Origin of the sequence: uncultured Lactobacillus sp., from assembly GCF_948948975.1 — a bacterium.
GTDB lineage: Bacteria > Bacillota > Bacilli > Lactobacillales > Lactobacillaceae > Lactobacillus.
Map to the genome: position 1 here is coordinate 1 of NZ_CARBVX010000020.1, position 25,874 is coordinate 25,874.

Below are 25,874 nucleotides of genomic sequence, written 5' to 3' on the forward strand. Positions count from 1 at the left end.
TTAGATGAATACTATGGCTTAAATCCAGATAATGATCAAAGTTATCACTACTTCATGCAAAAGCACTTATTTGATAAGAAGCCATTCAAGCATTCTTATATTCCAAACGGAATGGCAAAGGATATCGATGAAGAAGTTGATCGTTATAACGACATTATTGCCGCAAATCCTATTGATATCCAAATCCTAGGCATCGGTAGAAACGGCCATATTGCCTTTAACGAACCAGGTACTCCATTTGGTAGTTTAACTCATAAAGTTCAATTAACTGAGAGTACCATTAAGGCCAATTCACGTTTCTTCGATAACGAAGATAACGTTCCTCGTCAAGCCATTTGTATGGGAATTAAATCCATTATGCAAAGTAAGAAAATTGTTTTACTTGCATTTGGCGAATCAAAACAAGATGCAGTTAAAGCCTTAGTTGAGGGCCCTGTTACTGAAGAAGTGCCGGCATCTATCTTACAAGATCACCCAGATGTAACAGTTATTTGTGATGAAGTTGCTGCCGCAAAACTTGATCCAAAATATAGAAATTAATCCTCATTAATCATCCCGTTTACTTGAACGAATTAATCTTTTAGATTAGTTCGTTTTTTATTTGATTGAATGAAATTAGTAGCATTCTTTTCTTCTTAATCTACATTTTTTAAGATCTACTCTTGACTTTTTCACCTAACTCTTTTTTTAAAAATAGCTTGCTTACATACCAGATATTGAATTACACTATTAAAGCAAACTATATATTGTAGAAAGAACGTGATGACAGTTATTGTATTGAGCGGGCCCATTGGAGCCGGAAAATCCAGTTTAACCAGTCTTCTTGCCGAACATTTAGGCACTCAAGCCTTTTATGAGGGTGTAGATAACAATCCAATTTTGCCACTTTATTATAAAGATATGGCTCATTATACTTTTCTTTTAAACACTTATCTTCTAAACCACCGTTTGGCTCAAATTAACCAAGCTATTCGCGATCATAACAGCGTGTCTGATCGTTCCATTTATGAAGATGCCCTATTTTTCAAAATGAATGTTGATAGTGGTATTGCTGATCCTACAGAATTCAAGATTTATGATAGTTTACTTGAGAATATGATGGAACAAGCACCTGGTAATCCAAGTAAGAAACCAGATCTTCTAATTTATATTCATGTTTCTCTTGATACTATGCTTCACCGTATTCAAAAACGTGGTCGTAAGTTTGAACAATTGTCAACTGACCCAAGTTTAAAAGATTACTATGCTCGTCTTTTATCATATTACGAGCCATGGTATGAGAAATATAATGCATCCCCTAAGATGATGATTGATGGTGACAAATACGATTTTGTTGCAAATGAAGACGCAAGAAAGAAAGTTATTAACGCAATCGATCAAAAACTTATTGATATAGGGAATTTGAACTAGTTAACGAATAGAAGGAACGTGATGACAGTTATTGTATTAAGCGGGCCCATTGGAGCCGGAAAATCCAGTCTAACAGGTATTCTATCTAAGTATTTGGGTACTAAACCTTTTTATGAAAGTGTAGATGATAATCCTGTTTTGCCACTATTTTATGAAAATCCTAAAAAATATGCATTTTTGCTACAGGTTTATTTCTTAAATACTCGTTTTCAAAGTATTAAATCAGCTTTAACTGATGATAATAATGTACTTGACCGTTCGATCTACGAAGATGCTCTTTTCTTCCAAATGAATGCAGATATTGGGCGTGCTACTAAAGAAGAAGTAGACACTTATTATGAACTTTTACACAATATGATGAGTGAGCTAGATCGAATGCCTAAAAAGAACCCCGATCTCCTTGTTCATATTGATGTATCTTATGATACAATGCTCAAACGTATTCAAAAACGCGGCCGTAACTATGAACAATTAAGTTATGATCCTACTCTAGAAGACTATTACAAGCGTCTACTTCGCTATTACAAACCTTGGTATGAGAAGTATGACTATTCACCAAAAATGACTATTGACGGTGATAAACTTGATTTCATGGCTAGTGAAGAAGATCGTCAAGTAGTCTTAGATCAAATTGTAACTAAACTCAAGGAAATGGGTAAACTTGAAGAAGATTGGGAGCCTAATTTAGTTAAATAAAGTAAAACTGCGATCCATATTGGACCGCAGTTTTTTCTTACTCTAAAAATCAATGTCTTGATGCACCACTTACAGCATCAGCTGCTTCACCTGTTAATTGATTTTCTTTAGTAACAGGATATGGCTTCATCACACTTCTACTAGTCGAAGAAATGCCCCAGTCAGCACTGTAATTAATATGATCAATCTTAGCATGTTTAATATCTTCAATTGTCTTACAGCCGGTTAATTGCATATCAATCAATAATTCCTTATTCAATTGCTCAATAACTGATTGAACACCTTGTGCACCACCAAGTGCTAAGCCATATAAAAATGGACGGCCAATACCGACTAAGTCTGCACCTAATGCTAATGCTTTAAAGACATGAGAGCCGCGACGAACGCCGCCATCAAGAATAATTGGAACACGATGATTTGAGCTTTTTACTGCCTTAGCAATTTCAGGTAAAACGTCAATCGTAGCAGGAGCGCCATCTACTTCGCGTCCTCCATGGTTAGAAACCACGATCCCATCTGCTCCAGCACCAATAGCGAGCATAGCGTCTTCAGCACATTCAATTCCCTTAACAATTACAGGAACATCAGCAATTTCCTTTATTTTACGAATGTCATCTGGTCCAATATTTTGAGCTGATGAAGCATACATTTGTGCAACGCTTTGGCCTTCACCTTTTCCACCATTCCATTCATTAAAGAAAGCCAACGGCACCGGATAAGTAAAGTTAGTTCGTAAGTTAGCTTCACGATAGCCACTAACTAAAGCATCTACTGTTAGGAAAAATCCCCTAAAACCAGCTTTAACTGATTCTTCAATTACCATCTTATTAAAGTCCCAGTTTTTGCTTAAATATAGTTGCATAAATCTAGGAGAATCCCCTACTGCGTTTTGTACTTCTTGTACACTCTTATTTGCATAAGTACTCATCCCAAATAAGGCCCCAGCAGCTTTTGCGCCTTTTGCCGTATCAATTTCTGCTTCGGCATTTGCAATACCGTGGCATGCAATTGGACAAATCATAACCGGCGTCTTTAACTTCATTCCTAAAAACTCAGTATTAAGTTCAGGGTCTTGCATTCCAGTCAAAGCTCGAGGAACTATTTGAAAATGATTAAATGCTTGAGTATTATTTCGCCACGTCCATTCATTTTCAGCTCCACTAGCTACATAGTAATAAGCTGCTTCTGGCATTACATACTTTGCTTCATTTTCTAGTTCATCCAAGTTAACCATATGTAACTTTTCTTCTCTTGTACTTTGTGGAAAGCCCTTATAATAAGTTGTCATCGTACATTCCTCCAAATTTTATAACAAACGTTTTCTTACACCTTCATTTTAAAACTATTTTATTAGCGGAGTAAGCAAAAGCTCTTATGAAATAATTCACTATCTCTTATAAGATTTACTTTCAGAAAATTCTTTCAACCTTTTATCGGTAAAATTCGCGTTTACATTTATTTATGGGAATGCTACACTATAAAAGTTGCTTATTTAAAGCTTAAAAACGAACATTATGTCTGGAGGACAAAATGAATTTTATAAAAAACTACTTTCATTTAGAAAAGTTAGGAACTAATGTTAGAACTGAATTTATTGCTGGATTAACTACTTTTATTAGTATGTCATACATTCTCTTTGTTAATCCGAGCGTTCTTGGCGCTAGTGGAATGAATACTGGGGCTGTATTTACCGCTACTGCTTTAGCCGCTGCTCTTGGTACAGCAATCATGGGAATCGTTGCCAACTACCCGATCGGTGAAGCACCTGCCTTAGGTATTAACGCCTTCTTTGCTTACACTGTATGTATTGGCATGAAAGTATCCTGGGAAACTGCTTTAGCTAGTGTTTTCGTTGCATCAATTATCTTTATTTTAATTACTTTATTTAAACTAAGAGAAAAGATTATTGATTCAATTCCTTCAGACTTAAAATTTGCCATTTCTTCCGGTATTGGTTTATTTATCGCCTTTCTTGGATTACAAAACGGTGGCTTAATCGTTGCTAACAAATCAACTTTAGTTGGTTTAGGATCACTTCATAATCCACTCGTTTGGATTACTATTTTTGGTCTAATTGTTACAGTAATCTTGATGATCTTAGGCGTTCCAGGTGCTATTTTTATTGGAATGATTGCCGCATCAATCTTTGGAATTTGTACCGGTCAAATTGCTGTTCCGCATAAGTTCATCTCTTTAGCCCCAAGCCTAGCTCCAACTTTTGGCCAAGCAATTTTCCATGTTAAAGATATTAACTCTTTGCAGATGTGGGTTGTTGTTTTAACTTTCTTACTTGTTACATTCTTTGATACTGCTGGTACTTTAATCGGTCTTGCTCAACAAGCTGGCTTTATGAAAAATAATAAAATGCCACGTGTCGGTAAAGCATTAGCTGCTGACTCAACTGCTATGATGTTTGGTTCAATCTTCGGTACTTCACCAGTTGGTGCCTTTGTCGAATCAAGTGCTGGTATTGCTGTTGGTGGTCGTTCTGGTTTAACTGCTGTTTTTGTAGCCATTTTCTTCTTGATCTCAATGATTTTTAGTCCACTACTTGGTGTCTTCACTACTCAAGTAACTGCTCCTGCGTTAATTATCGTCGGAGTTTTAATGGCACAAAATACCGCACATATTCACTGGAACAAGTTAGAAATTGCCGTACCTGCATTTTTAATCTTACTTGGTATGCCTCTTACTTACTCAATTTCCGATGGTTTGGCATTAGGAATGATTACTTACCCAATTTGTATGGTTTCTGCAAAGCGTGGTAAAGAAGTTAGCCCAATGATGTGGGTACTGTTTGTAGTATTTATCATCTTCTTATGGGTATTGAATTTTAAATAGACTGGACTAAAGAAAAAGCTCGTGCTGATGCACGGGCTTTTTTGGTTAATCAAAAAAATTTTTCTAGTAATTTTAAATATTGTTTTTACTCTCTACTAATTTCCAAACAATAGGATCTTTTTCCGCACTTCGGACAAGTTAATTTTCTAAACTTAGGCGTATGCGGAGCTAAATTAAATGCCAGAAATGACGGAATAAATACATCTCCGCAATTAGGACAAACGTATTCAACGTTATCGTAGTAATACTTAGAAAGAGCAATTGCTCCAATTAGAGTCGTTCCTATCACTACCACACCCGGCTGTAGCTTAAAGGCATACAGAATACTAATTGCCATCAATTCAAATACTACTAATAGAATACTAAAACAACATAGTTTTCGTCTTAAAGCTGAAAGTCTATTTTCTTTTCTCATAATATTTGTAATGCCAGAATAATTGGTTAACACAGCATGCGACAACTTTATTTTTTGCAAGTGTTCTATTTTATCTTGCTTTTTACTTATCTCATTAATTTTCCTCTGATTCTCTTGATATTGTTCTTTAAGCAATAACTCAAGTGATTGACTCCCATTCTCATCTTGAATGAGCATTTTTATTTGCTTCAATGAAAATCCCAATTCTTTTAGAAAAAGAATTAATTCAATTTGCCTGATTTGCTCTTCGCTGTAAAAACGATAGCCGTTCTCTTTGATATAAGCGGGCCTCACTAAATCTTTTTCATCATAGTATCGCAAAGTACGCGTACTTATTTGTAATTTCTTTGCTGCTTCTCCGATGGTATATCTCTCTGACATTACTTTCACCTCCCAGATTTAAGATACCAATTAACGTAAGGTTAAGGTCAACTTCTAAATTATAAAATATTCTATTTCCTTGGAAATATTGTTCGGCTTTTAAAACAATTTTCTTATTTTTACTCCTATTATTTTCTATTTTTATGATTTATTCGAATAATTATAGTTTTTATTCTTGAAATAGTTAATATTTTAGATATAATTTTAGTTGAAGATTCGCTTTTAAATGATCAAACACATAAATTAATCATTTAAAATTATATTTTCCTTTAAAATCCGAACATTACCATCCCTGGAGGACTACATGAATTCAATTGGTAAATTTTTCCATTTAAATGAAAACCATACTTCATTTAAAACTGAGTTTTTAGCTGGATTAACTACTTTTGTAAGTATGTCTTATATCCTTTTTGTTAACCCAGCTGTTTTAGGAGCAAGTGGCATGAACAAAGGAGCGCTATTTACGGCTACTGCCTTATCTGCCGCTTTCACTTGTATTGTAATGGGAGTACTTGCCAATTATCCTATTGCTTCTGCACCAACTTTAGGACTGAATGCATTCTTTACTTATACGGTCTGCTTAGGGATGCATGTAAAATGGCAGACTGCTTTAGCTGCCGTTTTCGTTGCTTCAATTCTTTTCATTTTACTGACTATATTTAAAGTACGTGAGATGATTATTGATGCTATTCCTAGTGATATCAAATATGCTATTTCTGCTGGTATTGGTTTATTTATCGCCTTCATTGGTCTTCAAGGTGGTAAATTAATTAGTAAAAGTGATTCAACTTTAGTTACTGTTGGTTCTTTAAACAATTCACTTGTTTGGATTACAATCTTTGGTTTAATGGTAACTATTTTCTTAATGATTGCCAAGATTCCAGGTGCAATCTTTATCGGAATGATTGTTGCGGCAATTTTCGGTATTATAATTGGTCAAATCCCAATGCCAAAAGCATTTATTTCAGGCGTTCCAAGTCTTTCACCAATTTTTGGCCAGGCTATTTTTCATATTAGTGATATCAATACAGTTCAAATGTGGATTGTCGTCTTTACATTTTTACTTGTTACTTTCTTTGATACTACCGGTACCTTAATCGGACTTGTTCAACAAGCTGGCCTTATGAAAGATAACAAAATGCCACGTGCTGGTGAAGCTTTAGCTGCTGACTCATCTGGTATGTTAGTAGGATCTGTTCTTGGTACTTCCCCAGTTGGTGCCTTTGTTGAATCAAGTGCCGGTATTGCAGTCGGTGGTAGAACTGGTTTAACCGCTGTTTGGGTTGGTATTTTCTTCTTGATTTCTACTATTTTTAGTCCAATCTTGAGTGTCTTCACTACTCAAGTAACTGCTCCTGCTTTGATAATCGTTGGAGTATTAATGGCTGAAAACTTGGCGCACGTTCACTGGACTGATCTTGAAATCGCAATTCCATGTTTCTTAATTGCTCTTGGTATGCCACTTACCTACTCCATTTCAGATGGACTTGGCTGGGGACTAATCATTTACCCAGTATCTATGCTAGCAGCTAAGAGATTTAAAGAAATTACGCCAATGATGTGGATCCTATTCTTTATTTTTGTTATTTACTTCGTTGTTTTGAATATTAAATAATATACGCAGGTAAACCAATCAACTACCAGAGCTGATTGGTTTTTTATTTCCTAAGAAATTCTATAGCACATTTGCCTATCTAGTGAATTTCTGCTAGAATACTTAACAATCAAGTTATCTATATATCGTCGAAATAAGGTCGACAGTATCTACCCTGAGCCATAAATTCAGGACTATAGGTATCAGACGTCATAAATTGTTTTAAAGGACATCTTTTACCCGTGGCTCTTGGGTAAACTGTGTCCTTTTTTCATTTTTATTTTATGTTGGAGAAATGATGCAATTTTTAGACAAAATCTTTCATTTAGAGGATGCTCATACTAATGTCAAACGTGAATTAATTGCGGCCTTAACTACGTTTGTTTCATTGTCATATATCCTTTTTGTTAACCCTAATATTTTAAGTGCAGCTGGTATTAATAAAGGAGCTGCCTTTACTGTTACTGCACTTGCAACAACAATTGGTTGCTTCTTGATGGGATTTATTGCGAACTATCCTATTGCCTTAGCACCAACACTTGGTAGTGCAGCCTTTTTCTCATATAACGTTGTTATCGGAATGCATATCAATTGGCAAACTGCCCTCGCTAGTGTGTTAGTAGCTTCAATTTTATTCATTTTGATTACCGTTTTAAAGCTCCGTGAAAAAGTTGTTGATGCAATTCCTCAAGATTTAAAATACGCAATTTCTGCTGGTATTGGCTTGTTCATTGCTTTTATTGGTTTGCAAAATGGTAAATTGATCGTCGACAATAAATCATCTCTTGTTGGGCTTGGTTCATTTAATAATCCAGCAGTTTGGATCACCCTATTCGGTTTAATCTTGACTGTCATCTTAATGGCAGCTAAAGTACCGGGCTCAATTTTCATTGGGATGATTGTAACTGCTATTTTCGGAATGGTTATTGGTCAAATTCCAATGCCACATGGTATTGTTTCAGGTGCTCCAAGTATTGCTCCAACCTTTGGTCAAGCAGTATTTCACTTAAAAGACATCAATACACCACAACTATTTATGGTTGTTTTAACATTCTTACTTGTTACATTCTTTGATACTGCTGGTACCTTAATTGGTATGACACAACAAGCTGGAATGGTTGATAAAAACGGTAAAATTCCACGGATTGGAAAAGCTTTCTTGTCAGACTCACTAGCTATGGTTGAAGGGTCTGTATTAGGTACTGCTCCACTTGGTACTTCTGTTGAATCAAGTGCCGGTATCGCAATGGGTGGTAGAACTGGTTTAACCGCTATTTTCGTTGGTATTCTATTCTTAATCTCAATGATATTCAGTCCACTTTTAGCCGTAATCCCAACCACTGTAACAGCCCCTGCTTTAATCATAGTCGGCGTTCTGATGGCAGGTAATCTTAAATATATCCATTGGGATAACTTCGAAATTGCCTTTCCATCTTTCCTAGTAGTAGTTGGTATGCCTTTAACTTACTCCATCTCCGATGGTTTAGCCTTAGGAATGATCGCTTATCCAATTACTATGATTGCTTCTAAGCGCTATAAAGAAGTATCTCCAATGATGTACATTTTATTTGTAATCTTTGTCATCTTCTTCTTAATTACTAATATGGGCTAATTAATAATCTTTTTTCAAGCTAGTAACGCTATCTATTAAGATGCAAGCATTGCTAGCTTGTTTTTTTGACTCAATTTTCATTAAATTAAATTACGAGGTGAGGCAAAATGGAATTTAACGAACAAATAAAATGCCTTCGAAAAGAAAACAACTTAACTCAGGAAGAGATGGCCAAGAAATTAAATGTAACTAGACAGGCCATTTCTAACTGGGAAAATAATCGTAACCTTCCAGATTTTGAAATGATTATTTTGATTGCAGAAACATTCAATGTTTCTCTTGATGCATTAATTTTAGGAGATAAAAAGATGAATAAGATTGGGCAAACTTTGATTAATGATGGTAAAAGAACACGTGCTGCCAAATTTAATATGGTCTCTACTATCATCGGGAGTGCATTCATTATTTTAGGAATTATTTTCTTCTTAATTAGTGCTGCATCTGTTTCTTATATTGATAGCAATGGCTTTTTACACGAAAACTTTTTCTTAATGCCATTAGGCTATCTTTCATTATTTGTAGGGATATTGATCATTATTGCCCGGGTAATAAATTCGATTCGTCTTGCAATTAAAGAAAGAAAAAATAATTAAACTTAAATTTTCTGTGAGTAATATGCGATAATTAGGATAAAAATAACAATGGAGAATTATTTTTATGGCAGTCAAACCTATTATTCATGATGAACTTTCTTTAAAATTTAAGTCTCTACCAGCAACTAAACAAGATTTAGGAGCAGCCACTGATTTAAAGGACACTTTACTGGCTAATAAGGATAAAGCAGCTGGCCTCGCTGCAAATATGATTGGTGTTCAAAAGCGAATTATTGCTTTATTTGTTGGACCACTCCCAATTGTGATGCTTAACCCAATTATTGTGGCCGAAGATGATAAATATTTAGCTTATGAGGGCTGTCTTTCTTTAACTGGCGAACGTCCAACCGAAAGATACAAGAATATCACAGTTAAATATCAAAATGAGAATTTAGAAACCCGGCAACAAAGTTTCTCTGATTTTACTGCTGAGGTAATTCAACATGAAGTTGATCATTGTAATGGAATTTTGATTTAATTAAAAAAGTTTTACGTATAATATTTTTCATAAAGAAGGGTAGAGTACTCGACTTAAAAATCGAATACTCTACCTTCTTTTATTTTAGAATTGTCGATTCGTTGGACCACGTTCAATTTTAATTCTAACTATCAAGTGGATTAAATTATACAGCAAGGTTAATGCTAATAAAATTATCCAAAAAGCAATAAATGCATAAATAATTAGTAAAATAGCTGGGAAAACACCTAAAAAAGTTGCTACTAAACTATCAGCTAACTTCAGCTTCTTATTAAGAATTCCCTCTCTAACTAATTGATATGACTTAAATCCTAAATAGCCTGAACCTGTGATTCCAGCTAGCCTTAACAAGAGATCAATATTTATAAAGGCACAAATTATGCTAAACCCTATACAAAAACTCCCAATCACAACTATAATATTTCGATCTATTCTTGTAATTGCATGGTCTTCTTCTAATTTTTGTTCTATGTCAATAAGGCAATAAATGATTGCACATACTGCCACTAGTCGATATACCCAGCTTACATTTTTTAAGGCTAAAAATATCACTACAATACTCAGAATGATTCCTATTACGCCGATAATATGATTCAACTTTCTATTTTTAATAATTAAGTCTGGGCGCATCTAATCATTCCTTTTTTTTTTTCTACAGTTCTCGGTTAGTTCCGTCATGTTCAACCTTAATTCTGACAATTAGGTGAATCAGATTATAAGCTAAAGCAAAAATCAAAAGAAATAGCCAAAGAATGTCTTTAGGAGTGAGTAATATAAGCAAGATTGCAGCTCCCAGTCCGAGACAAATTGCAACTATACTCTCCCCAAATTTCAGTTTTCTATTCTTTAAATCTTTACGAAATACCGCATTTGTCTTAAAGCCTAAATATCCTGCACTTACAATGCCAAAAGCTAGTAATAAATAATTTAAATTAATGAAAGCAAAAACAATACTAGTCAGCTCATAAACTATTCCAAGGATAATAAAAATAATCTTCTGCGTCCTATTAATTGCCTTACTGTCTTCAAGCATCTGTTCCACATCAATCCAGTAGTAGAGAATAACTGCTACGACAATGAAAGTAAGTAGCCAGCCAATATTCTTTAATGTAAAGAAAACCATCATCAAAGCAATCAACAAGCTGACAATGCCAAAATACTTATCTTGCTTTCGTCTTTTAGCTAGTTCAATCCATCTTTTATCATCCATCTACTCACCTTCCTTTTTATTTGATTAATTTAGAAACAAATACACAGATTACCACAATTTTTTAGATTATTTTATCTAAAATAATATCATCTTAGAAAATATTTGCAATATTTTATTAATAATGTTTTAATCTAAAAATAAATTTTATTTTGGAGAATGAATGATGACGATTGGAGAAGCTTTAAAAAATGAACGTTTAAAACTAAATTTAACTCAAAAAGAAATGGCAGCAAATATCATGTCTCGATCTCAATATGGTAAAGTTGAGAAAGATTTACATGATATTTCTGCCTCGGTTTTACTCAAGCTCCTTGAATTTCACCATATCTCCCCTGACTTCTTTTTTAAGCAAGTATTACCACCACAAACAGGAAAAGATTCTGAAACACAGCTCCTACATGAATTAAAGACTGCATTTTTTGAACAAAATACAAATGAATTAAACTATTTATTTCGTAAATCTGAAAAAATGTCTTTATCAAAATTCACGATTTACAAAATAATTCTTTTAAAAGCTATGCTAACTCAAAATGTAAAAGATATTCCTAGTGAAGTAAAAAATTATATTCAATTTCAACTTTTCAAAAATAAAAATTGGTCAAACGATTTAATGATGCTTTCCTTCTTCGGAAGTGCAACAATGTTTCTTTCTCCAGAAAGTTTAGATATTCATATGACAAGTGTCATCAAAAAATATTCAAATATTAGTACTTTCTCTCTAAAAGTTCAAAAACTTATTTCATCTGTCACTCTTAATTATCTTTATTACACACATTCCTTCCCTAACAAAAAAATTTGGTATCAATGCTTTACCCTACTTGATAATCTCTCTAGTAACCCCTCTTTAAGCCATTACAGAATAATCAATTTATACTTTAAAGCTTTTCTAAAGAAAGATTTTATTAAACTACAGGCTATTAAATCTCTCTTGGAAGAGTGCGGAGATACTCGAATTAGTTCTTTATTGCCCAAATAAGAATGCTCAAATACGAGCATTCTTATTTTTTTATAATATAGTCCGTATAATTTTAGTTATCTTATCAGAATCAGAAAAGGAAAGGAGATATTCTATGTATCCTAATCCTACTACCCCAAATTTTTAACAAGTAATTAAATTGTATATTTTTGGAGGAAAGAAAAATGAAAAAACAATCTTTAAAAAAATGGGCGGTTTTAGGTCTTGTTACTCTCGGACTAACCACATCCGGAACAGCTTTTGCGGCATCTCAAACACTCTACTATAGGGGAACGCCTGTATACTGGGAACATGGTAGAATAGCAGGAGTTTGGTCTTATTCAAAAGTTCAAAGCCATATTTATCAACGTTGTACAACTGCAAACGGCGTTTGGTCTGGATGGAAAAGTAGAGGTACTTTAGCAGTAGCTAATACTTGGATCGCCTCTCGTACTCACGCAACTGCTTATTGGAACTGTCGCTAATGAATAAGTGCACGTTAACAAAGCGTACCTCTCTTGTCGGGTACACTTTACTTATATTACAAACTTTTCTTATTTTTCTATGGCTACTTTTAGGCTTACGGGATCAATACATTTCTACCTGGACCAATTATTTAAACGACCAGTCCCCCTATACTCTTTATCTTAATAACATTCCACCGACAAAGAAAGATGAGATTCTAGCTTATTTGAATCAAGTTTCTCACCAGAAGAACTTTCTCTTAGTTCGTAAAGAAAATAATGACGACCTATTTAATATTGGTGTTATGGGAACTCCTAAAACCATCGATGTCCAACTTAGTTTTGGAGGCCAATCCCTCTTAGACAAGTCTAAGATTAACAAAGTTCTCCAGTCTTCTAATCCTAATGCTAGTATTGGTCAAGCTAATGGAACCATTAATCAACTTGCTCCAATTTCAAGCTTTTGGTTTTCTCCACTAATTACTGTTTCAAAATTAGAAAGCCTAGTAAAAAATGAAGATACCCTTCGTGGAAGCTATCAACTTGTTGGCGTAAACGATAAACAGACCTATGATAATATTATTAGTCAGCTTCATAAAATAACTGACATTGAAAAAAGCGACTTCACATTTGTTCAAAGCGGAAGTGCTAGCAATGGTGACCTGCTTAAAGATAGCATTATTTTAGGAATTATCTTAACTTCTTGTGGACTTTTAGCTTTTTTCCTAATAGTTTTTTTAAACAATCTCAAAGAATATGGAAATCTTATCTTATTAGGTTGGTCGAAAAAAGATATCTTATTTAAAATCTTTAAACCATATTTAGTTATCCTGAGTTTGACTGCACTTTTTCTTTGTGTATTTTCAACAATTTTTAATCTACGTTTCCCTCTTAGCTTCATTACTTTAGGAATTAAGACAGGAATTATTACGTCATTTATTTTTAGTCTTACTTTTTTCTGTGCTGCAAGCTTAGTTATTATTTCAAAAAATATTGCTCTGATTAAGGGATATTATCCTAAAAAATTAATTTATTCTTTCTTTTTTGGATTTTATTTGTTACTAACGAGCGTTGTTATTGGTACCTGTCTTTACATTGACCAGCCTGCAAAATCAATTTCAGAAACTGCAGCTCAAGCTCATCAATGGCATACAGTTTCTAAAATGGAAGTTCTCGCTTCAATGGATAGTGGTAATGATAGTGTACGTTCTTACGCCGACACCTCCTCTAAGATCAATCGCGATTTCTATGATCTTTACCGGCATTATGCTAATAAAGATGGAGTTTATTTCGTGAACTCTTTTTATGCTTCTAAAACTTATATTGAACAAATGACAGATGGCTATAAGGAAATGCCCTCTCATCCCTTCACTATCTTAACTGCCTCTCCCAACTACCTAAAAACGATTAACTTTACCCTCTCCAATCAAGCATTAAAAGCTACTCAAAATGGAATTCGTGTAATTTACTTACCTGATAACATTTCCGGAGCTGAGAAAAGAAAAACTATCTCTTATATAAAAGAAAGTATGCAAGAAGGCATTCGATCTTCAGATATTTCAACTAAATTTACTCGATCTCGTAAATTCAAATTTATAACCTATTATCCTCAAAAATCTATCTTTCTTTGGAACAATACTCCGCAAGAACCAACGGTAAGCAACTCTCCAATTATCTATGTTGCCAGCCCAGAAAACTTTTCCTTTGTAGAAATAGGTAACTTATTTGCATCGGGCTTAGGAGGTTCATTTAAATTTAAAAATTCTGCAGTGCGTAAACAAGTTCTTTCTCCAGATAATTTATCTAAATATCACTTAGCAGACAATAAATTAAACTTTGCGACTGTCCAGCAGTACATAGATGGGGTTCAAAAATCACTCTGGCAGACTCTAGCTATGTTCGGTTTGGTGATTATATTATTGATTATTCTCTTAATCTTACTTGTATGTGTCTTAGCCTTTACTTACAAAAAGCTTAACTATGAGACTCTACTAATTAAACAGTTTTTAGGTTTCTCATTCAGACAGCTTTACACTCTACCACTCATTATGATTAGCACAATTAATGGAGGAGCTTTAATCATTATCTTAATTAGCCACAGTAAGATTGGAGTTCTAATAGAAATTTTAAATTTAATTTTACAGCTTTTAATTTTTTATTTAGCATTAAAAACTCACTTTGCTCAAAAAAATGATAGAAAGGAATTAGACTAATATGACCGATGTAATCAAAGTTCAAAATCTTACCAAAAATTTTGGAAAAAGAATTATCATTGATAATTTAAATATGAGAGTCAAGCAACAAGAATTCGTCGCGATTGTAGGTCCATCAGGATGTGGCAAATCCACCCTGCTCAATATTTTAGGTTTACTAGAAGATTGGAGCGATGGAACAGTCGAATTATTCGGACAGCCTCTTCCTTCACTCAACAGTAAACGAGCAATCATGTTAAGACGTAATACGATTAACTATCTCTTTCAAAGTTTTGCCCTAATTTCTAATAAAACAGTCAAAGAAAATCTTTATTTGGCTACTTACTTTAAAAAAATAGATAATAATAGGCGTGATAAATTAATTGATCAAATCCTTACTGAGCTAGACATATTCCATACTAAAGATGAACAAGTTTCTATTCTTTCTGGTGGAGAACAGCAGCGTGTCGCCCTTGCTCGAACTATTTTAAAGCCTGGGGATCTCGTTTTAGCAGATGAACCAACTGGAGCTTTAGACAATCAGCATGCTAAAGAAGCCTTAAATTACATTATTCAGCTACGTGACAAATATCAAAAAACGGTAATCATGGTTACCCATAATTTAGAGCATGCTCAGCAGGCTGATCGGATAATTTACTTAAATAAATAAAATATTCCTATTTGAATAAGAACTATTTTTACAAAAATAGCTCTTATTTTTTTAATCATTTTATTGTTGACAAATGTAAATCACAAGTTATATGATTACACTTGTAAACGAAAGGAAAGTATAAATGAGTGAAAAGAATTTATCTTCAATTTCAGACAGTGAATGGGAAGTAATGCGCATTGTCTGGACATTATGTGAAACAAATACAAAACAAATTTTAAACGAGCTTCAGGCTAAAAAAGATTGGACAGATTCTACTATCAAAACTTTAATTAGACGTCTCGTTCAAAAAGGCTGGTTAAATGCTAAACAAGATGGACGCCGGTACATCTACACAGCTACGGTTAATCAAACCGAAATGATGTACAACGAAGCTAAAACCTTACTAAATAGAATGTGTGACATGCACAAGGGAGAAGTAATTTTGAAACTTCTAGAAGACTCCCCCGTTTCTAAAGGTGATTTAATGAAGATGAAAAAAGAAATTAGTCAAAAAGAAAAAACGGCACCTGAGATGGTTCCCTGTAATTGCTTAAAAACAGGGTCTACTATTTGTTAGGAGGAAACAAAAATGAATGGAAGTCAGATCATTACCTTAATCGTCGGGGTAATTTTAATCGGTTTTATTATTTGGTGGTTCTTTGGCAAACATAAAGAAGCTGCCGGTACGAGCACAATTGTTAATGATGAACAAACTGCAACAATTGTTGTAAATGGTGGTTATTCACCTTCAACAGTAATTCTTAAAAAAGGTGTGCCTGCTCAAGTTAACTTTGACATGCGCGACTCAACAGCATGTTTATCCCATGTTGTTTTCGAACAATTAGGAGTCAACAAGGACTTAACCAAACAAAAAATTACTACTGTCAATATTCCAACAGACAAGGCTGGAACCTATAACTTTGCTTGCGGAATGGATATGTTCCACGGAAAAGTCATCGTTAAATAAAGAAAGGATTTATTAAAATGAGTATTTTTTCAAAAAATCAAACCAAAAAAGTTGTTGTCAATGCAGAAAATCAGGGCTATAAACCCGATACCATTACTTTTAAGCAAGGTAAACCTGCCCAATTAAAATTTATTCCATCTGACAATATGGGCTGTATGAACGAAGTAGTTTTCAAAGACTTGAATATAGATGACAAACTTGATGGTAAAAAAGAAGTTATTGTCAATATCCCCACAGACAAGCCTGCTACTTATAATTGGAGTTGCGGAATGGACATGTTTCATGGGAAGGTTGTTGTTAAATAATGAGGTTATCAAACATTAAACGATTTTGGATATCGTTTATTCTCTCTATCCCAATGCTTATTCAAATGTTTGCAATGCCATTTCATTGGATGATGCCCGGATATAACTGGATTGCTCTTATCACAACCACAATCATTATGGCAATCTCTGCACTTCCTTACTGGAAAAGTGCTATTGCTGCTTTCAAAAAGCATAGTGCCAATATGAATACCTTAGTGGCTACTGGTACAGCTGTTGCGTATTTTTATAGTATCTTTGCCATGATCACTAACCGTCCAGTTTACTTTGAAAGTGCCGCATTTGTTACTGTCTTCGTCTTATTAGGCGACGCCATGGAAGAAAAGATGCACGATAACGCATCAAATGCCTTAGGTAAATTAATGGGTTTACAAGCAAAAGATGCGGAAGTTCAAAGAGATGGTAAATTTGTAAAAATCCCACTTGATCAAGTTCAAGTTGGCGATATTATTCGTGTTAAGCCAGGTGAAAAAATCCCAGTTGATGGTGAAATTCTCGAAGGCGTTACTACATTGGATGAATCAATGGTTACCGGGGAAAGTATGCCGGTAGTGAAAAAAGTTGGTGACACTGTTGTAGGTTCAACTATTAATAGTAACGGTACAATCACTTTCAAGGCTACTAAAGTTGGTTCTGACACCATGCTTGCTCAAATTGTTGATTTGGTTAAAAAGGCTCAAACTAGCCATGCCCCAATTCAAAACTTAACGGATAAAATTTCTAATATTTTTGTCCCTGCTGTTATGATTATTGCCATTTTAACTTTTATCATTTGGTACTCATTCCTTGGAGCAAGCGCTGTTGAAGCAATGCTTTTTGCAGTTAGCGTGATCGTTATTGCCTGCCCATGTGCTTTAGGACTTGCTACTCCAACCGCTTTAATGGTTGGTACTGCTCGTAGCGCTAAAATGGGAGTTTTGATCAAAAATGGTGAAGTTCTCCAAGAAGTTAGTGATTTAAATACTGTTGTCTTTGATAAAACAGGTACTATCACTGTTGGTAAACCTGAAGTTACTGATATTGTTGGTGACGAAAAACAAGTTTTAAGAATTGCTGCAAGTCTTGAAGAATCATCTGAACACCCTCTTGCTACAGCGATAGTTAAAAAAGCAGATTCTGAAAAATTACAAATCGAAAAAGTTAGCGAGTTTGAAGCAATTGAAGGTAAAGGCGTTAAAGCTAATTACCATGATCAGACAGCTTTTGTTGGAAGTAATCGATTACTAGCCGACGTCAACATTTCCCAGGAAATGAATCAGCAAGCTACGAAATTACAAGAAGAAGCTAAAACAGTTGTTTATGTCGGCTTAAATGGTGAAATTATTGGCTTAATTGCTATTCAAGATATTCCTAAACCAAGCTCTAAAGAAGCTATCAGTGAACTTAAGAAACGTGGATTAAAGACAGTAATGCTTACCGGTGATAATGAAAAAGTTGCCCAAGCAATTGCTAATGAAGTTGGCATTGACCAAGTTATTGCTGGTGTTTTACCAAATGAAAAAGCTGAACATATTCATGAGCTTCAACAAAATGGCGATAAGGTAGCATTTGTTGGGGATGGTATCAATGATGCTCCTGCTCTTTCAACAGCTGATGTAGGAATTGCCATGGGCTCTGGTACCGATATTGCAATTGATTCTGGTGGTATTGTCTTAGTTCAAAATGACTTACGCGGTGTTGTTCGTGCTCTTGATATCTCTAAAAAGACCTTCAATCGCATCAAGTTAAACCTCTTCTGGGCGCTTATCTATAACACCATTGGTATTCCAATTGCAGCAGGCTTATTCGTTGGCTTAGGCTTTACACTAAGCCCTGAACTAGCCGGTTTAGCGATGGCATTTTCATCTGTTTCAGTTGTTGGTAGCTCCCTACTTTTGAATAAAGCGAAGATTGCTGGAACTAATTAAGGTAAATTTATATTTATAATTATTAATATTTATTTGTCTATATGGGAAATCAGTTCTATCTTAATGATATGAGCTGATTTTTTATTTTCTTAATTTTTCCTCCCCTCTTTTTTACAATCCTTTGCATTTTATGAGTGACTTTATTTAAAGTTTGAATACCCTCCTTCCATAGTGCAGCTGGTAGTCAAAATCAATAGATGTTAAAAATGTTCTAGTCAAGTATGTTCTAAATACACCTGTTATGCCAAGTACACCTAAATCTATTCCAGAACAACTAACTCCTAATCCTAAACTTGAATACCTACTCTCCTCAAAATAAGCATATAATTTCTTGCTTCCATTTCAGCCAACTAAGGATTAAAGTACTGGAACAACCAGGAAGAGCTGCTTAAGCAAACCATCTCTTCAGAAAACAAGTCAACACTTCCACAAACTGGACGAAAAGAAAACCAAGATAAACTAATGGGATTAGGACTACTGCTCGGATTAGTTGGCGATAGAAAAAAGAAGAATAGCTAATTATTCAAATCCACAAAAAATGCGCTAAGATTCAATATCTTAACGCATTTTTCTTATATTAAGGAAAATGATCTCAATTCATCAAAATGTATTTCCCAGGGAATTTTATCACCTTAATTCTTATTTCTTCTCTTTATAACGATTCCTACACTAGCAAGTAATGTAGTCACACCAGTGACAATCAAGCCAACTAATGTTTCTTTTTCTCCTGTCTTTGGTAATTCTTTATTATTTCTACTATTAGATTTCGAAGAACTCATCTTAGGAGCTACTTGTTTATTATTCTGGCTCTGAGTATGGGGCTTTACTACAACAGAACTGCTTGTCTTTTCATGGATTGCATTGTTCTTTATTGGTGTCTGTGCATTAGCAGCATCATTCTGATTTGAAGATTCTTTACTATTTTTAATTGAAGTTTGTTGATTTATTCCTACTACGTTGTCTTTATTTTGAGTAGGGGCTGTTTCATTTTGCTTTTCAACTGGTTCCACTTGTTTACTTGGAGACTCATCTTTAGAAACTTCACTTACTTTTTTAGTGTTATCCTCATTTTGCTTTTCTGTAGTTGATACGTTTACTGGTTGTTCAACCTTAGGTAGGACTACTTGATGCTCTGTTTGCGTCAAAATACCCTTAGCAGTTTCCAGAATAGCCTTTGCATTTTCTAAGCTAGTTGAAGAGGCGGCTTTATCATTTAGAATTTCCTGTACATTATTCAGTATCTCTTTGAATTTATTTTGTGATTCAGGAGTATAACCATCTAAATTCAAACTGTTATTCTTATTGACTTCTTCCTGCAAACTTGCTCGAACATGCTCTGCTTCTTGCTCATTAGTGGATTTTGTTTCATCTTTTTTAACTAAATCTTTTTCTGCCTCAACTAGAGTTTCTGTAGCCTTATTAACTTCTTCTACTTGTGCATCTTTTGAATCCAATATTCCTTCTGCAGTCTTCTCAGCATTTTCTTTTACTTTAGCTGAATCATCAGTATATTGTGATTTATCTTCATCTTTGTGCTTATTAAGCTCTTCTTTTAATTGATCTTTAGCTTTTTCAACATAAGGATCGGAAACTGTTTTTTCAACCAAAGCCTTTTCAGCCTGTGTCAAACTATCAAGTGCTTCTTGAATTTCACTTGTGTTTGCTTGCGTATTAGTTAAAACTTGATTTACTTTTTTCAGTGCATTGCTTAAGCCTTCTACGCTTTCAGAAGTATATTTGGTGGTATCAAGTTGACTAAGTTTTTCTGCCTTTTCTTTTAAGGCATTTTTGGCAGCATTAGTTTCTTTTGTATCATCTGACTGTGTTTGCTTTTCTGGAGATACCTGTTTCTCCTTAAGAGCCTGCTTTGCATTAACAATAGAGTCAAATGCTTCTTGAAGGACAGCTACACTTGCGTCTTTATCAGATAAAGTCTTCCTTGCCTGATCAAGAACTTTAGTCATTTCTGCTACTGAATCATCAGTGTATTTACTTTGATCAAATTCTTCACTTTCTTTAATCGTTTTTTCCAGTTTTTCTTTAAGGGCCTGTAAGTCCTTATTAACTTCATGTTCTGCTGGTTTTTCAACTAAATTCTTAATTGCCGCATCTAAGCTTTCAATTGCATGCGTCAGTTCTTGAAGAGTGGCCTTCTTATTTCTTAATACTTTGCTTGCTTCTTGACGCGCTTGAGCTAAGTTTTTAGCTGATTCATGTGTGTATTTACCAGAGCTTCCTAAAGATCTTGCTTGATCAAGTTTCTTTCTTAGCTCTTTTCGTGCCTGAGTTACACTTTCATCTGTAGTAGGCTGATCTTTTTCAATTGTCTTAACGGCATATTCAACAACATCTGATTCATTACCATATTTATCAGTAGTCTTAAATAAAATCTTTCCGTTCTCTGTAACGGTTAGTCCTTCTTCTGGTAAAACTGCATATTTATTTTCGCCATCAGTACTATATAAAACGTTGCCGTCTTCACCTTTTCCAGTTATTGTCACTGATTTTTTATCTGATGCAGTTGTAGCAGTAATTTGTGGTGCTGCCAATTTTTGAGCTTTCTTATAGTACACGACTAAAGTCTGAACTTCACTCTGATTATCATTATTATCAGCTACTGCAACATTAAAAGTATTTTTCCCTTCTTTAAGTTTAACAGTATGAGTAAATTTTTTTCTCAAATTCTTGGTGCCATTGTAATCGATGTCATCCCAATTTGCATCAACATTATTATCATTTATAAACAAACTATAATATGGGTAATCGTCACTAATTGTACCTTGAACTTCAAATTCTTCCTTATTTGTATAAATTGGTGTGTAGTGTCCCTGTTCATCCTTTTCGTGGTTAAGGGTTACTTCTGGAGTATTTGCATCTACATAGAAGGTTAGTCTTTCTTGAACAGTATCCCCGATAGTCGTATCTCCAATTAAAACTGGAAATACCTTAGAACCGTGATTACCAAGATCCAAAACTAGTTTAAATGTTCCATCTGACTTCACTCTAACATCTTGATTACCAATTCTAAGAGTAGTGGTTGGACGGTTAACTTTTCCAGTTAACGTTAACTTACCAGTTTTAGGATCATAGTTCTTTGTTTTCGCATTAACACTACTTGTTCCAAATTTAACTCCATCGTCAAAAGTAACATCAGCTGCTGAAACAACAGTTTTACCACGATCACTTGATTTAACAATTTGCTTAACTGATGAACTATTACCATCCTCATCGCTAACTACAATATTCATTACATTTTCGCCATAACTTACTGGAACCTTGACTTTAAATTCATGCTCACTATTTGGCTTAGCACTATATGTTTTATCATTAATTTTTACAGTAACTTTATCAGCATCGGCACTAACTTTTCCTGATACTTCTACTGTATCTTCAGAAGTTTGACTTAACTTAACTTCTCCATCTCCAGCATAGGTTTCTTGATTATCAATTTTAAGACTTTCAATTTTAGCTGGTACTAGACTAACTTTAATATCTTTTTGAGTAATTAAAGTCTCATGTTCCTCATCAGCATAGAATTTAACCTGGGTATCATAATCACTAACTGACAATGGTAGTGTTGTAACAAAGCGTTCGCTAGATTCATCATAGCTTATCTTAAGCTCATGTTCTTTCCCATCTTTATCAGTATATGTCCCATATACTTTTTCTGGATATGTACCTGAAATCGTGTAAGAATTATCACTTGCATCATATGCATCACTAAGTGTTGTTATTTTGCTTGGTAAGTTCTTATCAACAATTAGTCCAAAGTTTATTTCACCTGGCTTATTAGCTACACCTGAAGTAGTTCCAGCATTAGTCGCATTATCAAAGACAGCGATAGACAAGTCGTTTTTGCCTGCTTTAAGAGTTCTAACTTGCTCATCACTAAGCGGAATTTCAATCTTTTGGTATCCAGAATTTGTTGAACCCACAATGTCATATGATACATTTCTATTGAGCTCACCATTTACGTAAGTATTTGCTTGACCATTTAGCCCACTAAAATTGTCTTTTGCTTCAGCTTTAAGGACATACGATATTTTCCCGTTCTGATCTTTATGCGATCCCAGCTTCAGATTCTTAACTTCTGGTTTAACACTATCAACCTTAATTTTAATGTCATAGTGTTGTTGCTTGTTCGTACCATCGACTGTCCCCGTTACACGATAAGTGTAAGTGCCATCGGGTACTTTTTCAGTTTTATTAGTTTGTTGGTTGAAATATGTACCATCCCAAGCTGGAACATAATTGAACTTAGCATATCTTTGGCTGCTAGCAGCCCAATATGACTTGGTCACATGCGCTAAAGAGGCCAGAGTATTAATTACTTCACCATCTTGATTTAAAATTTCAGCTTTAACATCGTTAGCATTTCTAAATAAGAAATACTGCGGTTTCAACCAGGATACGGATGCTCCATCTGCTGTAGATAATGCAATTGCGTCTGGATCAATATGATAATTTCCAGCATCATCTTGGCTTAATCCAGCATATCCGATGGCTCCATTTTTATTTCCAGCCGTTATAATCGTACCTAAATTATTGTTTTTTGGATTAAACGCTAATCCATTCAATCCGTCAAAAATAGCTGGCTCAGCCCAATCACCAAAGAAGCCCATGTATGGGATTTTTAAGTGGGAATTATCTGATCCAGTAAAGGTCATAAATCCTTCAACATATTGGTTTTCTTTGAAATTGTCCGGTAATGATAAGGTTACTCCTACTTCTTTAGTTGAATTTGCCGGAACTATTATTTTTTCATCTGGAGTAAGCGTAGCACCTTCAATTTTCTTTTCAAATAATTTTCCTGTTTTGGAATCAGTTGCTGAAGTGTATACATCAGAAAACTTTCCGTTACTATTTAAACTATATTCGATTTCTTTATTAGTACGATTTGTAAATTTAAGAGTAAATTGATGTTTACGATCCTTGAAGTCTTTCAATTCAACTCCTGGGTATCCATTCCCACCACTAACTGTTGAAGGATTATGCAAAATTGCATTAATTGCAGCTTCTACATTAACTAATCCAGCCCCCTGTCTACGAGGTGATTCAATAACTGAATCATGATCAAGGTCAACTTCAATATTTGTTGTATTCATCTGAATATTCTTTATTAAAGCTGCTCGTTCACTCTTAGGCATCTTTTGATATAATTCGTAAAATTTTCCATTCTTGTCATTCATTGCTTGCACAAGTAAAGCTTGAGAACCGGCAATAAATGGTGATGCCATTGAAGTCCCGGACATATTAGTGTAGCCATTGTTATTTTGCAAAGACCAAATATTTCCACCTGGAGCAGTAATATCAGGCTTAAATGCCAAATTAGAAACAGGGCCATAAGACGTAAAATCAGACATCAAATCTTCTTCACGTACCACATTATTCAGTGGTTGAACTGCAATGTTTACTTGCAATACTTCATCGGGATGAGATTCAAGATAATCAACAAGTTTTTTACCATCATCAGTTGATAAACCGGCTGTTGGAAATCCTTCATTATACAAAACTGATGTTAGTGGGGTATTTCCACCAGCATTATTTATAATAAGAAGTCCAGCTGCACCAGCTTCCTGAGCATATTTTTGTTTATCAGTAAAAGTAATTGCTCCACGAGCTACTACCGCAATTTTTCCTTTTACATCATCGGTATACTGATCGGGTGTTCCCACACCTAATTTTCCAGCTGCATCTTTTACAAGATAGAATTTTTTATTGTCAAATGCAGAAAGATCAGTGTTAGGAGAAAGCTGGGTAACAGCTGGTCCAAACAGCTTTTCTCCACCTGCAGTAGAGATAGTCATTCCATCAGTAGTTACTTTCGTATTCTCGGCTGATGCAACTGTTGTTGCCCCTCTACTTGTGCCCGGACTACCAATAGTTTCCATATCCGGATTACCGTAAAAATCTTTATTATTTCCCTCTTGATTTGACGTTGAAGTACCAGAGTTTCCTGCTGAAATTACAGCTGCTGTTCCATGCTTAACAGCTTTTTCTACAGCTGCAATTTCTGGATCATCTTCAGTCTGTTCACCTGAAACTGATCCCAAAGACATATTCAGAACGTCTGCTCCTAACTTAGCTGAATCATCCACTGCACCAATTACACTAGTTGAATCAGTAGATGCAGAACTATCTGAGTTAGAGAAAGCTTTCATGGCAAGCAATTGTGCTTCGGGAGCCACTCCAACTACTGAAGTCGCTGGATTAGTTCCGGTACCATTTGCACCAACGATACCCGCAACATGCATCCCATGTTGCTCTTTTGGATTATCATCCGTAATAATATCATTATTATCAGAATAGTTATGACCAAATGGTACTTTACTGGTGAAATAACGTCCATATCCACTATTTTCAGTAAATCCATCAATATCCTTAGCAGTCAATTTAGCTTTAGATTCATCGCTTAATCTCAAATCCTTATGATTTGGATCAATACCGGTATCAATAATTGAAACAACTGTTCCTTCACCCTTATATTGATAGTTTGACCAAACCGTCGAAACATTAGCCATGTTATTTGCTGAGGTATCGGCTGCAAAATATACCTTAGCTAAAGTAACTGATTTTACACCTTTAATCTCTCTTAATTTTTTAATATCTCCAACTTTTACTTTGGTTGCAAAACCATTAACTACATACCCATAACTTTTATCAATGGCTTGATTCGTAATTTTTTGAACCTCATCCTTAATTCCAGATTGAGCAGCAATTACTTTATTCGATGCTTGCTCAATTTCGGCTCTACTTGCTGTTTGTGAATCAATTGATCCATTTTCAGAAGCTGGTAGAGCCTCGAGTTGGACAATCACATCTACATAGACCTCTTGCTGTTCCTCGGGTGTTAATCGTTCAAAATTAACACCTTGAGCGGCAAGTTGGGCCTCAACAGCTTGTCTCGAGAGAGCTGTCGTAGAATGTTCTACAGCCGTCTTAGATTTTTTAACGCTGTTAGTTTGGCTTGCTACACTTGCCTTTACGATTTGTTCTCCTCCACCTAGTACTTGACCACTAGTTATAAGAGCTGTACTGAGCAATAACCAAGTATATTTTTCTCTCTTCTTTCTCATTTAAATCCCCCTTAAAGAATTGATTAACTGACCCTTGTAACTAACTTACAATAAAATAAAAACATATTTAATTTAACATATTTTTATTTTAATATTATATCCACTTTA

General features: G+C 34.6%; 21 protein-coding genes and 1 riboswitch. Of the genes, 16 read left to right on the forward strand and 5 right to left on the reverse strand.

The annotated features are described in order from the left end of the window. The 3 genes from Q9R40_RS07815 to Q9R40_RS07825 form a co-directional block, all read left to right on the forward strand. Positions 1–540, forward strand: a 540-nt coding sequence (locus Q9R40_RS07815) for a glucosamine-6-phosphate deaminase (protein ID WP_304677153.1), incomplete at its 5' end; no start/stop codon positions are given. 219 nt (positions 541–759) lie between these two features. Further along, on the forward strand, positions 760–1,410 hold the full coding sequence (locus Q9R40_RS07820) for a deoxynucleoside kinase (RefSeq protein WP_043921352.1): 651 nt from the start codon (positions 760–762) through the stop codon (positions 1,408–1,410). A gap of 21 nt (positions 1,411–1,431) precedes the next feature. Then, positions 1,432–2,106 carry a deoxynucleoside kinase gene (locus Q9R40_RS07825; RefSeq protein ID WP_300723182.1) on the forward strand — a complete coding sequence of 225 codons (675 nt, stop codon included), beginning with the start codon at positions 1,432–1,434 and terminating at the stop codon, positions 2,104–2,106. A gap of 49 nt (positions 2,107–2,155) precedes the next feature. Here the strand turns inward: Q9R40_RS07825 and Q9R40_RS07830 are convergent, their stop codons facing one another. Next, positions 2,156–3,394 carry an alpha-hydroxy-acid oxidizing protein gene (locus Q9R40_RS07830; RefSeq protein WP_304677155.1) on the reverse strand — a complete coding sequence of 413 codons (1,239 nt, stop codon included), beginning with the start codon at positions 3,392–3,394 and terminating at the stop codon, positions 2,156–2,158. Between the two features lie 242 nt (positions 3,395–3,636). Between Q9R40_RS07830 and Q9R40_RS07835 the strand changes: the two genes are divergently transcribed. Next, positions 3,637–4,947, forward strand: coding sequence for an NCS2 family permease (locus Q9R40_RS07835; RefSeq protein ID WP_004898217.1), 1,311 nt, complete (start codon positions 3,637–3,639; stop codon positions 4,945–4,947). An 85-nt stretch (positions 4,948–5,032) separates the two neighbouring features. On the opposite strand, the gene Q9R40_RS07840 is transcribed toward Q9R40_RS07835, so the two are convergent. Beyond that, entirely contained in the window at positions 5,033–5,743 is a 711-nt protein-coding gene (locus Q9R40_RS07840) for a MerR family transcriptional regulator (protein ID WP_304677158.1), read from the reverse strand. 304 nt (positions 5,744–6,047) lie between these two features. Between Q9R40_RS07840 and Q9R40_RS07845 the strand changes: the two genes are divergently transcribed. The 4 genes from Q9R40_RS07845 (at position 6,048) to Q9R40_RS07860 (ending at position 10,020) form a co-directional block, all read left to right on the forward strand. Continuing rightward, complete coding sequence (locus Q9R40_RS07845; RefSeq protein ID WP_304677160.1) at positions 6,048–7,358, forward strand: NCS2 family permease; 1,311 nt, start codon at positions 6,048–6,050, stop codon at positions 7,356–7,358. 98 nt (positions 7,359–7,456) lie between these two features. Next, positions 7,457–7,554: riboswitch (purine riboswitch) on the forward strand. A gap of 81 nt (positions 7,555–7,635) precedes the next feature. Further along, the gene (locus Q9R40_RS07850; RefSeq protein WP_304677161.1) at positions 7,636–8,949 is read left to right on the forward strand and encodes an NCS2 family permease; all 1,314 of its coding nucleotides are present in this window, start codon (positions 7,636–7,638) and stop codon (positions 8,947–8,949) included. A gap of 107 nt (positions 8,950–9,056) precedes the next feature. After that, on the forward strand, positions 9,057–9,542 hold the full coding sequence (locus Q9R40_RS07855) for a DUF3955 domain-containing protein (protein WP_304677162.1): 486 nt from the start codon (positions 9,057–9,059) through the stop codon (positions 9,540–9,542). Positions 9,543–9,606: 64 nt separating this feature from the next. After that, complete coding sequence (locus Q9R40_RS07860) at positions 9,607–10,020, forward strand: peptide deformylase (RefSeq protein WP_304677163.1); 414 nt, start codon at positions 9,607–9,609, stop codon at positions 10,018–10,020. A gap of 84 nt (positions 10,021–10,104) precedes the next feature. Here the strand turns inward: Q9R40_RS07860 and Q9R40_RS07865 are convergent, their stop codons facing one another. Further along, positions 10,105–10,650, reverse strand: a complete 546-nt coding sequence (locus Q9R40_RS07865; protein ID WP_304677165.1) for a hypothetical protein — start codon at positions 10,648–10,650, stop codon at positions 10,105–10,107. Positions 10,651–10,672: 22 nt separating this feature from the next. Then, on the reverse strand, positions 10,673–11,230 hold the full coding sequence (locus Q9R40_RS07870; RefSeq protein ID WP_304677166.1) for a beta-carotene 15,15'-monooxygenase: 558 nt from the start codon (positions 11,228–11,230) through the stop codon (positions 10,673–10,675). A gap of 163 nt (positions 11,231–11,393) precedes the next feature. Between Q9R40_RS07870 and Q9R40_RS07875 the strand changes: the two genes are divergently transcribed. From Q9R40_RS07875 to Q9R40_RS07910, 8 genes are all read left to right on the forward strand, one after another. Further along, on the forward strand, positions 11,394–12,206 hold the full coding sequence (locus tag Q9R40_RS07875; protein WP_297938883.1) for a helix-turn-helix domain-containing protein: 813 nt from the start codon (positions 11,394–11,396) through the stop codon (positions 12,204–12,206). A gap of 164 nt (positions 12,207–12,370) precedes the next feature. Further along, complete coding sequence (locus tag Q9R40_RS07880; protein ID WP_297938886.1) at positions 12,371–12,670, forward strand: hypothetical protein; 300 nt, start codon at positions 12,371–12,373, stop codon at positions 12,668–12,670. Beyond that, entirely contained in the window at positions 12,670–14,862 is a 2,193-nt protein-coding gene (locus Q9R40_RS07885) for a hypothetical protein (RefSeq protein ID WP_304677169.1), read from the forward strand. Before Q9R40_RS07880 ends, Q9R40_RS07885 begins: the two co-directional genes overlap by 1 nt. Before the next feature lies 1 nt (position 14,863). Beyond that, positions 14,864–15,511, forward strand: a complete 648-nt coding sequence (locus tag Q9R40_RS07890; protein WP_297938892.1) for an ABC transporter ATP-binding protein — start codon at positions 14,864–14,866, stop codon at positions 15,509–15,511. 124 nt (positions 15,512–15,635) lie between these two features. Then, positions 15,636–16,070: a CopY/TcrY family copper transport repressor gene (locus Q9R40_RS07895; protein ID WP_304677171.1), complete on the forward strand. Its 435-nt coding sequence runs from the start codon at positions 15,636–15,638 to the stop codon at positions 16,068–16,070. Between the two features lie 12 nt (positions 16,071–16,082). Further along, positions 16,083–16,460: a cupredoxin domain-containing protein gene (locus Q9R40_RS07900; RefSeq protein WP_087284612.1), complete on the forward strand. Its 378-nt coding sequence runs from the start codon at positions 16,083–16,085 to the stop codon at positions 16,458–16,460. A 17-nt stretch (positions 16,461–16,477) separates the two neighbouring features. Continuing rightward, a complete protein-coding gene (locus tag Q9R40_RS07905) occupies positions 16,478–16,765 on the forward strand; it encodes a cupredoxin domain-containing protein (protein WP_304677174.1) in 288 nt (95 codons plus the stop codon). Then, the gene (locus tag Q9R40_RS07910; protein WP_304677176.1) at positions 16,765–18,690 is read left to right on the forward strand and encodes a copper-translocating P-type ATPase; all 1,926 of its coding nucleotides are present in this window, start codon (positions 16,765–16,767) and stop codon (positions 18,688–18,690) included. Before Q9R40_RS07905 ends, Q9R40_RS07910 begins: the two co-directional genes overlap by 1 nt. Before the next feature lie 632 nt (positions 18,691–19,322). Here the strand turns inward: Q9R40_RS07910 and Q9R40_RS07915 are convergent. After that, complete coding sequence (locus Q9R40_RS07915) at positions 19,323–25,766, reverse strand: S8 family serine peptidase (RefSeq protein ID WP_304677178.1); 6,444 nt, start codon at positions 25,764–25,766, stop codon at positions 19,323–19,325. Positions 25,767–25,874: the final 108 nt, after the last annotated feature.